General features: G+C 61.9%; 11 protein-coding genes and 1 pseudogene. 6 read left to right on the top strand and 6 right to left on the bottom strand.

Going from position 1 to position 9,174, the window contains the following annotated elements; translation table 11 throughout:
• Together RMO18_RS17025 and RMO18_RS17020 are read right to left on the bottom strand one after the other, a co-directional pair.
• On the bottom strand, window positions 1–365 hold a 365-nt coding region (locus tag RMO18_RS17025), incomplete at its 3' end, for an alpha-amylase family glycosyl hydrolase (RefSeq protein ID WP_309667509.1).
• 60 nt (window positions 366–425) lie between these two features.
• Window positions 426–929: a L,D-transpeptidase family protein gene (locus RMO18_RS17020; protein WP_309667510.1), complete on the bottom strand. Its 504-nt coding sequence runs from the start codon at window positions 927–929 to the stop codon at window positions 426–428.
• A gap of 122 nt (window positions 930–1,051) precedes the next feature.
• On the opposite strand from RMO18_RS17020, the pseudogene RMO18_RS17015 reads away from it, so the two are divergent.
• Window positions 1,052–1,777, top strand: a pseudogene (locus RMO18_RS17015) (DUF6065 family protein).
• 4 nt (window positions 1,778–1,781) lie between these two features.
• Here the strand turns inward: RMO18_RS17015 and ribA are convergent.
• Window positions 1,782–2,870, bottom strand: a complete 1,089-nt coding sequence (gene ribA, locus RMO18_RS17010; protein WP_309667508.1) for a GTP cyclohydrolase II — start codon at window positions 2,868–2,870, stop codon at window positions 1,782–1,784.
• Between the two features lie 150 nt (window positions 2,871–3,020).
• Here ribA and RMO18_RS17005 point away from each other — a divergent pair, with 150 nt between their 5' ends.
• Entirely contained in the window at window positions 3,021–3,707 is a 687-nt protein-coding gene (locus RMO18_RS17005; RefSeq protein ID WP_309667506.1) for a response regulator transcription factor, read from the top strand.
• Window positions 3,708–3,798: 91 nt separating this feature from the next.
• Here the strand turns inward: RMO18_RS17005 and RMO18_RS17000 are convergent, their stop codons facing one another.
• The gene (locus tag RMO18_RS17000) at window positions 3,799–4,476 is read right to left on the bottom strand and encodes a TetR/AcrR family transcriptional regulator (protein WP_309667505.1); all 678 of its coding nucleotides are present in this window, start codon (window positions 4,474–4,476) and stop codon (window positions 3,799–3,801) included.
• A 321-nt stretch (window positions 4,477–4,797) separates the two neighbouring features.
• Between RMO18_RS17000 and RMO18_RS16995 the strand changes: the two genes are divergently transcribed.
• From RMO18_RS16995 to RMO18_RS16985, 3 genes are all read left to right on the top strand, one after another.
• Window positions 4,798–4,989: a hypothetical protein gene (locus RMO18_RS16995; protein ID WP_309667503.1), complete on the top strand. Its 192-nt coding sequence runs from the start codon at window positions 4,798–4,800 to the stop codon at window positions 4,987–4,989.
• A 168-nt stretch (window positions 4,990–5,157) separates the two neighbouring features.
• A complete protein-coding gene (locus RMO18_RS16990; RefSeq protein WP_309667501.1) occupies window positions 5,158–5,661 on the top strand; it encodes a hypothetical protein in 504 nt (167 codons plus the stop codon).
• Window positions 5,662–5,731: 70 nt separating this feature from the next.
• Window positions 5,732–6,520 (top strand): exodeoxyribonuclease III, encoded by a 789-nt coding sequence (locus RMO18_RS16985; RefSeq protein ID WP_309667500.1) that lies wholly within the window; start codon window positions 5,732–5,734, stop codon window positions 6,518–6,520.
• 20 nt (window positions 6,521–6,540) lie between these two features.
• On the opposite strand, the gene RMO18_RS16980 is transcribed toward RMO18_RS16985, so the two are convergent.
• Together RMO18_RS16980 and RMO18_RS16975 are read right to left on the bottom strand one after the other, a co-directional pair.
• On the bottom strand, window positions 6,541–7,263 hold the full coding sequence (locus tag RMO18_RS16980; RefSeq protein WP_309667499.1) for a TIGR02594 family protein: 723 nt from the start codon (window positions 7,261–7,263) through the stop codon (window positions 6,541–6,543).
• A 180-nt stretch (window positions 7,264–7,443) separates the two neighbouring features.
• On the bottom strand, window positions 7,444–7,980 hold the full coding sequence (locus RMO18_RS16975) for a TlpA disulfide reductase family protein (protein ID WP_309667497.1): 537 nt from the start codon (window positions 7,978–7,980) through the stop codon (window positions 7,444–7,446).
• 26 nt (window positions 7,981–8,006) lie between these two features.
• Between RMO18_RS16975 and argH the strand changes: the two genes are divergently transcribed.
• On the top strand, window positions 8,007–9,174 hold a 1,168-nt coding region (argH, locus tag RMO18_RS16970), incomplete at its 3' end, for an argininosuccinate lyase (protein WP_309667495.1).

Raw genomic sequence — 9,174 nt, 5'->3', positions numbered from 1 at the left:
CCGGGGCGGGGTTTCAGGCAGGGCATCAGGTGGACATAGGTGATGCCAAGATCCTGAAGATAATCGAGCTTTTCAAGAATGCCGTGCAGCGAGCCGTTGAACCGGTCGATGTAGAAGACATAGCCGGCCATATCCGGGCGCTGAAACCAGTCCGGCTCCAGATCGCGCTGCAGATCGAGGCGCTTCAGGTCGGCGGGCCGGTCGTTCCAGCCCTTGCGCAACACCTTGAGCAGCGAGGCGCGGAAGCCGGCGTAATCTTCGCGATGGCCATACAGCGTATCAAGCATCGGCCAAAGATCGGGGGCAGACCGGGCAAGACGCAGGTCAAACAGGTCGTCATCCGCTGTGGACGGCGCTTTGGCCATGGTCATCCTCCCTGTTCCCGGGCCAAGATTAGGGTGTCCAAAGCGTTTTGGAAAGAGGGCTCAACCCCTGATGATCAGCCGTGTCCCGTGGGTGATGCGCGGGGCGATCCAGCGCAGCGCTGCGGGGGACAGCGCGACGCAGCCGGCCGTTCGGGCATGCGGGCGACGCCAGGCGTGCACGAAGATCGCCGAGCCGCGCCCGGCCACTGATTGCGGCCAGTTCCAGTCAGTGATCAGGATCAGGTCATACATCGGGTCTGCTCGGCGCAAGCGTTCGTGGCTGAAACGGTGCGGCGCGCGGACCATCAGGTTATAGTCTTCGTCCTTTGGGTCATCAGACCACAAGTCCGCAGGCCCGATGGGCAGCGCCCAGTCGGCGGGCCGCGCCATCCGGTCGGGACGGTAGAGCATGCCGACAATCCGGTGCACCCCGGCGGGCGTGGCGCCATCGCCTTCCCGTTTGGCGCGCGGCGCAACGATGCCCGCCCGTCCCACCGTGCAAGCAAAGCGGCGGTGCAAAAAGCGCACGCCCCAGCGGGTGACGGTGATGTCGGCAGGCGTCATCTGATCCTCTGCACTTGGCATTGCCATCGTGCTTTGAGCAGGTTCCGGTTCAGAGTTCAATCTGGCCAGTCCGATCAAAATGCCAGTCCGATCAAAACGCCAGCCAGGGACAGGATCCGAGCATGCGGCTAGATTGCTATGTGTTGAAAGACGAACCGCCCGCGCTGGTCGCCGGTGAGCCGGGTCGCGACTGGATGGATCCGTTCAACATCCGGTTTCCCTATCGCTGTCTGCCGTTGGTCATGGCCAACACATCGGGCTGGGAAATCCGCTGCCCGATGACGTTCGAGGCGGAATGGGACGGCGGCACCAAGCCCACCGCGATCACCGTATCGGATGAGGCGAAGGGCTTTGCCATCCCGCATTTCGGTGGCGGCATCCTGACCTTTCACACCGGCTATCTGTTCCGCACCGCGCCCGGCTGGGCGCTGTGGACGATGGGCGCGCCGAACCACATCAAGGACTGAATTCAGGCCCTGGCCGCGTTGGTTGAAACGGATTGGCTGCCGTTTCCGTTTACGATGAACTGGCAGATGACGCGGCCCGGCCGGATCCGGTTCGAAAAGGACGAGCCATTCTGCTTCATCACGCCCTCGCAGCATTACAAGCTGGATGAGGTGGATCCGGTGGTGCGCAAACTGGCCGACAATCCGGAGTTGAAGGCCGAATGTGAGGTCTGGCGCGAGAAGCGCGCCTCGTTTCTGGAGCGCCACGCTGCCGGCGACGCCGAGACGCTGCGGCAAATCTGGGAAAAGCGCTATTTCGACGGACGCCCCCCGGAACGTGGTGGCCCAAGGCTCGAAGTGCATGTCCGCAAGTGCCGCCTGACGCAACCGCGCAAGGAATGATCCGCTACGGCAGGTGGCCGGATTTGTCGGCCTTGGTGCGCAGATACAGCGCGTTTTGCGGGTTTTCGCCCGCATGCAGGGCAACGCGTTCGGTGACGATCAACCCGCAGCCCTGCATCATCGCGATCTTCTTCGGGTTATTGGTCATCAGGCGCACGGATTTGAAGCCCATCTGGCGCAGGATATCGGCACCGATGCGGAAATCGCGCTCGTCATCCTCAAAGCCCAGCCGGTGGTTGGCCTCGACGGTGTCAAACCCCTGGTCCTGCAGGCTGTAGGCCCGCATCTTGTTGGCCAGCCCGATGCCGCGCCCTTCCTGGTTGAGGTAGAGCAGCACCCCCGCGCCCTCGGCCCCCATCTGCGCCAGTGCGGCGCGCAATTGCGGCCCGCAGTCGCATTTCAGGCTGCCCAGAACATCGCCGGTGAAACAGGCCGAATGCAGCCGCGCCAGAACTGGCAGATCCCGGTCGGGTTTGCCGATTTCGATGGCATAGTGGTCTTCGGTGCCATTTTCGGGGCGGAAGATGTGGACACGACCGGCCTGGCTGGCGACCAGTGGCACTTTCGCCGACACCACATCGACCATTGGCGACAGCGCGGAGAGCGTCTGTCCGATTTCTTCCAGCGTCAGCAGGGTTAGCGCGTTGTCCGCTGCCAGCGACAGCGCCTTGCTCACCGGCACCAGCACCGCAGCAGGCAACAGATGCGCCGCCTTGACCAAGGCAATCGCGGCGCGGTGCAGGTCTGCCGGGCCGTCGCGCAGCGATTGCAGCGGGCCTTTCATGGGAACGCGCAGGTCATCCTTGGGGTCGACCAGCGCGCGCAACCAGCCCATCGCGGCATCTGCCGGCAAGGCGATGCGGGCCAGATCGCCATCATAGGCGCGCGCCTTCAACGTTTCCGCCCGCCGCGAGGTGATGGCCAGAACCGGCACGCCAAAGCCGCGCAGGGTGGCAAGACGGGCGTCCGTCAGCGCCTCGACCGCCACCACAAGGGCTGCTTCACCGCCGCCGGTCAGCACAACCGGCACACCCATGCGCAGATCGCCACGCGCGCGGGTCAGCCGTTCAAGGATGGTCGGGGCCAGTGTCATCGTCTTCTCCTGCGCTCAACCCATACCTGTCGGATGACGGAATTGAAACATTCTGCCGCAGGGCCACACGTCCGCGTGAGAACTGTGTTGCAAATCTTGCAGGCTTTGTGATCGAGGCGCATCTGTCCTCCAACGGCAACGGAGGCTCCCATGGCTCAACTTCGCAAAATCCTGCTGGTGGACGATGATGACGATCTGCGCGAGGCGCTGAGCGAACAGTTGGTGATGACCGAAGACTTCGACGTGTTCGAGGCCCGTACCGGTGCCGAAGGCATGGAAAAGGCGAAAGCGGCGCTGTACGATCTGGTGATCCTCGACGTGGGTCTGCCCGACACCGATGGCCGCGAGCTGTGCCGCCGGATGCGCAAGGGTGGCGTCAAGTGCCCGATCATGATGCTGACCGGCCATGACACCGACAGCGACACCATTCTGGGGCTGGATTCCGGCGCCAATGACTATGTGACCAAGCCGTTCAAATTCCCGGTGCTGCTGGCGCGCATTCGTGCCCAGCTGCGGACCCACGAACAATCCGAAGACGCGGTGTTCCAGATGGGCCCCTACACCTTCAAGCCCGCCCAGAAAATGCTGGTCGACGAGAAGGACAAGAAAATCCGCCTGACCGAAAAAGAGACGAACATCCTGAAGTTTCTTTACCGCGCCAGTCAGGGTGTCGTTGCCCGCGATGTGCTGCTGCACGAGGTCTGGGGCTATAACGCCGGGGTCACCACCCATACGCTGGAAACCCACATCTACCGCCTGCGCCAGAAGATCGAGCCCGATCCTTCGAATGCGCGCATTCTGGTCACCGAAAGCGGCGGCTACCGGCTGGTCGCCTGACAGATCCCCTTGTCCGTGTCGGGGTTATGGCACGGCATCCTCCCTGTTGGACCTGGCCCGGCCGTTGCCTTGCGCATCGCGCCGGGTCTTTTTACGGTGCGTACAGGCGCAAGAAGCGCGACACCGCCAAGGCAACCGCAGCGTCGCGTGCTGCATCCTCAAGCGGCGGCGACAGGCCAAAGCGAACCTCTGCGGGTTGCGTGGCGTACAGCAGGGCGATCAGGGTAGAGGTCATTTCGTCTACCGGGGCATCGGTGATCGCCTGATCGGCCACCGCAGAAATCATCGTGCGGTGCAAGATCTTTTGCAGTTTCGCGGGCCCGGCCGCAAAGAATGCCTTGACCAAATGACCATGCGTCTTGGCACCCAGTTGCATCTGGGCATCAAAGTTCATCACGTCGGGTCGCGACAGGAATGCCATCAATCGCTGGCATCCCGCAGTAAGATATGCGCGAAAGCTGCCGCAGGCGAACCAGACATCACCCAACGTCGCCTCCATCCATTCGCTTTCGGCGGCGCAGAGCGCGGTCAGCAGGCCGGCCCGATCGGTGAACTGATTGTAGACGGTTACCTTGGACACCCCGGCCTGCGCCGCGACCGCCTCGATTGACAGCCCGTCAAAGCCGGATGCCAGAAAAACTGATCGGGTCGCGGCCAGGATCGCCCGACGCTTGGCTGCATCTGGCGGGCGGCCGGGAGCAGGGCGACGGATTTCGTCCGGTCGCGCGTTAGCTGATTGGTGAATTGCAGATTGGTCGGGCGTCATCATGCTTTGATCATGACCCGTCCTACACCATTGCGCAATAAGCAAACGGATGCGTTCAGTTATTGCTTGAAATAGTGAACGGAAGCGTTCAATGTTAGACAGCGAGTCGGTTCATCCTGGGGGGAGATAGTCATGCAAAGGCCCGCATTATCCAAGAGAATCCCTAAGCCTGCGGCGCATCGTCGTGCCTTACGCCTGACGCTATGGCTTGCGGTGAGTTTGGGGATCGGTGCCCCAGCGTGGTCTGATGCGATGCTTGCAGGCCAAGTGACTGGCCAGACGCCTATGGTTGCCTCGATGGCAATTGCGCAGGTCCTGCCGCGAATGGCACTGCCTGCCTTTGTCTGGGGCGCGCTGAGCCCTTCGTTGCTTGTCGAGCTGGGTTGGCAGAGAGATACCAGTGACCCGGTCGCCGATCCTGCAATCTGCGGTTGCGCCATGGAAGTGCGGCTGACCTGCCAGGTCGACCTTGAGGCGCTGGACGTATTGCAAGACAGAGCAGCCGACGCCGATTGAGCAAGAGCCATTGAGGTTGCAGATAAAGCGGGGCAGACATGCAACAGCCGCAAAATCTTTCCCATTAGGGCTTATTGTTGCCGGATTCTAAAGGTACTCTAAAGTCACGCACAGGTTATGCAAACAGTCCCCCTTGTCGCGTCGGGGTTATGGCGTGACACCTCCCTGTTGGACCTGGCCGGGCTTCTTGCCCGGCCTTTTTTTGGTGAGAACCAGCCATTCGCCATGGCCCCGTCACAACGACCGAAGCTTGCCGGTCTTGCCGGTGATTGGCTCGTGGCTGCCTTTCAGTTTCCACAATTGCCGGTCTATAAGCAGCCATGCCGCAGACAGGCTGCGGTTTCCCTATCGGAGAATTCCATGCGTACCGTTCTTGCCGCCATCGCTATTGTCGTCGCGACCCCGGCCCTTTGTGAAGACCTTGTCTTCACGCTTGTCAACGACAGCTCCTCTACGATTGCCGAGATGTATGTCTCGCCGGTTGGTGAAGATCTCTGGGGTGAAAACATCCTGATGGTTGACGGGGTTGAACCTGGCGTGTCTGGCGATGTGACCATCGCCGATGGCCTTGAGGTGTGCGATTACGATCTTCGCTTTGTCACCGATGCGGGTGAAGAACTCACCAAAGAACAGGATCTTTGCGAACTTGGCGTCTTCACCGTGACCGACTAATCCGCCTTGGCCCTTGAGCCTTGGAGCGGTCGGCCTTAGGGTCGACCGTCATCACAGCCGGAGCCGCCAGATGCCCTTCACCCTCGCCACCTGGAACATCAACTCCGTCCGCCTGCGTGAAGGTCTGGTGGCGCGGCTGATGACCGAAGAAGGCCCCGACATCCTGTGCCTGCAGGAATGCAAAAGCCCGGTGGAGAATATCCCGCTCGGGCAGTTCCAGGCGCTTGGCTACCGGTACATCGTGGCGCGTGGGCAAAAGGGCTACAATGGCGTGGCGATCCTGTCGAAGCTGCCGATCGTCGATGCCGGGGACAAGGATTTCGCCCAGCTTGGTCATGCCCGGCATGTGGCGGCGCGGCTGGAAAACGGGGTCACGATCCACAACTGCTATGTCCCGGCGGGGGGCGACATTCCTGACCGGGAGGAGAATGTGAAGTTCGGCCAGAAGCTCGATTTTCTGACCGAGATGCGCGATCACTTTCACTGGGAACGCCCCGACCGTGCCATCCTGGTTGGTGATCTGAACATCGCTCCGCGCGAAGATGATGTCTGGGATCACAAGGCGCTGCTGAAGATCGTCAGCCACACGCCGATTGAAGTGGCGCATCTTGGCGCGCTGATGGACGCGGGCGGCTGGCAGGATGTGACCCGCAAGGACATTCCCGATGGCAAGCTATACAGCTGGTGGAGCTATCGTTCGCCAGACTGGGACATGGCCGACAAGGGCCGCAGGCTTGACCACATCTGGGCCACGCCCGACATCATTGATGCAAGCCACGAAAGCCGCGTTTTGCGCCCGGTGCGCGGGTGGGAACAGCCCTCAGACCATGCGCCGGTGTTCGCAACGTTTGATCTGTAAGACCGTTCCCGCGCCAGCCGCTATTGCTCGTTCTCGGAGATCGAAATCGTCGCCCCTGTCACCAGCCGCCGCATGTTGCGCGGGGCAACGGTCTGTGGCCAGCGCGCGCCCAGAAGCCGTGATTTCGCAACCCGGGTGACGCTGACAGAATCTGACTGGTTGCCGCCAAGCACATGAAAATGCAGATCATCCTCTGCCCAATAGAATCCGACATGGCCCTTGAAGCTTTCGCGCGATTCGCGCCAGAACACCAGGGTCGATCCGAACTGCGGCGACACGTCGCGACCGAACTTCAGCCATTGGCGGGCGCCGAGCGGGTTTGCGGGCATCGCCTCATCGGGCAGGGTGGACGCGATGCAATGGCTGACGAACAGGCCGCACCACGGCGTCTCGTCGTCCGACACGCGAATTCCGCCGGCTTGGCCCATTGCCAGGATGTCGGGGTTGTTGCCCGGCCCGCGGACCTCGGTGGTGCCGATCAGGCGCTTGGCTTCGTTCAACCAGGGCAGATCGGCGGGAATATCGCCCGCAGCTGCGGCCGATGTGGTTGCCGCAGCGCCGCCGCCCGACTTTCCAGTCAGCTTCGCGATGGTTTTCGGTCCGGCAATGCCGTCAACCTCAAGCCCGTTCTTGGCTTGAAAGGCACGAACGGCAAAGCGGGTCTTCGGTCCGGCAATACCGTCCACGGGGCCGGGATCAAAACCCTTCGATTTGAGGGCCTTCTGAAGTTCCAGAATGGTCATTGCACAATTCCCTGATGAAAAACCGCAGATCTCCGATCAAAAGTTGCAGACGAAAAATCCAGTCCTGCCACGCCAAATAGCGGTGGCAGGTGACCCGAATATCCACCCGAAGGCCGATTCGCGGCAAGTCCGAGTTTGGCTGTAGTCAGGAATTCACGCCCATTTCACGCAGCAAGCGGCTCAGCGGTCCATCAAGGCGGCAAGCACCGCCTGGGCATTTGCGCTGTCCCATTCCGCATCGCCGATCAGCCGGGCAACTTCCTGCCCCTCAGGGTTCAGGATCACCGTCACCGGCAGGCCAAGCACACCCATCGCGCGCGACAGTTCAGACTTCACATCCCGCAATACCGGCAGATTTACCACGCCGGCCTCGGCGTAAAAGCGTTCGATGCCGGCAACCGCATTGCGGCCTGTCGCCACCGGCAACACGACCAGATCCGGCATCGCTGCCTGCAGCCGGTCCAGCGACGGCATCTCTGTCCGGCAGGGCGCGCACCATGTCGCCCAGAAGTTCAGCACCACCCATTTCCCCCGATAATCCGCCAGCGCGTGAGGGGCATCATCAGCATCGAGCAGCACCGCATCCGGCACGGCAACCGGCGTTTCGTGCAGGGCAAGCTTCTTCATATCGCCTTCGCGAAGGCTGGCCACATCGGCAAGGGCCGCGTTTGCACCAATGGCCAAGGCCGTGTAGAGGAGAACCAGATATTTCCGCACGTTTGCACCCTTCAAAGGCCTGACCGATGACCGCTTTGCCCGACAGCCAGACCGCCAACAATCAGACCGCCAACCAGATGTGGGGCGGGCGTTTCACCGCTGGTCCGGATGCCATCATGCAGGCGATCAACGCCTCCATCGGGTTCGACCAGCGGCTTTACGCGCAGGATCTCGCGGGCAGCCGTGCCCATGCGGCGATGTTGGCCGCCACAGGCATCATCACCAATAAGGACGCCGAGGCGATCGGGGAAGGCCTTCTCACGGTGTTGTCAGAGATCGAGGCCGGAAATTTCCGGTTCCGGGTGGAATTGGAGGACATCCACCTGAACATCGAAAGCCGGTTGACCGAAATCATCGGCGAAGCGGGCAAGCGGTTGCACACGGCGCGAAGCCGGAATGATCAGGTGGCCGTCGATTTCCGGCTGTGGGTGCGCGACCAGTGTGATGCTGCGATCACCGGGCTTGAGGCGTTGATGCGGGCGTTTCTGGCACAAGCCGAGGCGGGGGCCGATTGGGTGATGCCCGGCTTTACCCATCTGCAAACCGCCCAGCCGGTGACCTGGGGCCACCACATGCTGGCCTATGTGGAGATGTTCGCGCGGGACCGTGGCCGGTTTCAGGATGCGCGCCGGCGGATGAACGAATGCCCGCTGGGGGCTGCGGCGCTGGCGGGCACCTCATTCCCGATCGACAGGCAGATGACGGCGCGCGCGCTGGGCTTTGACCGGCCCACGGCGAACAGTCTGGACAGTGTCTCCGACCGCGATTTCGCGCTGGAGTTTCTGGCAACGGCCAGCATCACCGCGATGCATCTTTCGCGTTTTTCCGAGGAATTGGTGATCTGGTCCTCGGCCCAGTTCCGCTTTGTGCGTTTGACCGACAGGTGGACCACCGGCTCAAGCATCATGCCGCAGAAAAAGAACCCCGACGCGGCAGAGCTTCTGCGGGCAAAGCTTGGCCGCATCCTTGGCGCCACCGTTGCCCTTTTTACCATCATGAAGGGTCTGGCGCTGACCTATTCCAAGGACATGCAGGAAGACAAGGAACAGGTTTTCGACGCCGCTGATACGCAGATGCTGGGCCTTGCCGCGATGACCGGGATGGTCGGTGACATGACTGCCAATCGCGACGTGCTCAAGGCCGCCGCTGCCAGCGGGTTCTCGACGGCTACGGACCTTGCCGATTGGTTGGTCC

The sequence above is a fragment of the Tabrizicola sp. genome (assembly GCF_031377265.1).
Classification (GTDB): Bacteria; Pseudomonadota; Alphaproteobacteria; order Rhodobacterales; family Rhodobacteraceae; genus JAUYQR01.
The sequence above is the reverse complement of the archived record's forward strand: the minus strand, read 5'-3'. Positions and strand labels throughout refer to the sequence as shown.

Excerpts from the sequence above, each read along its gene's own strand:
- RMO18_RS16995 (WP_309667503.1), top strand. The coding sequence starts at position 4,798 with ATGGCACTGCCTGCCTTTGTCTGGGGCGCGCTGAGCCCTTCGTTGCTT.
- RMO18_RS17005 (WP_309667506.1), top strand. The coding sequence starts at position 3,021 with ATGGCTCAACTTCGCAAAATCCTGCTGGTGGACGATGATGACGATCTG.
- RMO18_RS17020 (WP_309667510.1), bottom strand. The coding sequence starts at position 929 with ATGACGCCTGCCGACATCACCGTCACCCGCTGGGGCGTGCGCTTTTTG.
- RMO18_RS17000 (WP_309667505.1), bottom strand. The coding sequence starts at position 4,476 with ATGATGACGCCCGACCAATCTGCAATTCACCAATCAGCTAACGCGCGA.
- RMO18_RS16985 (WP_309667500.1), top strand. The coding sequence starts at position 5,732 with ATGCCCTTCACCCTCGCCACCTGGAACATCAACTCCGTCCGCCTGCGT.
- RMO18_RS16980 (WP_309667499.1), bottom strand. The coding sequence starts at position 7,263 with ATGACCATTCTGGAACTTCAGAAGGCCCTCAAATCGAAGGGTTTTGAT.
- ribA (WP_309667508.1), bottom strand. The coding sequence starts at position 2,870 with ATGACACTGGCCCCGACCATCCTTGAACGGCTGACCCGCGCGCGTGGC.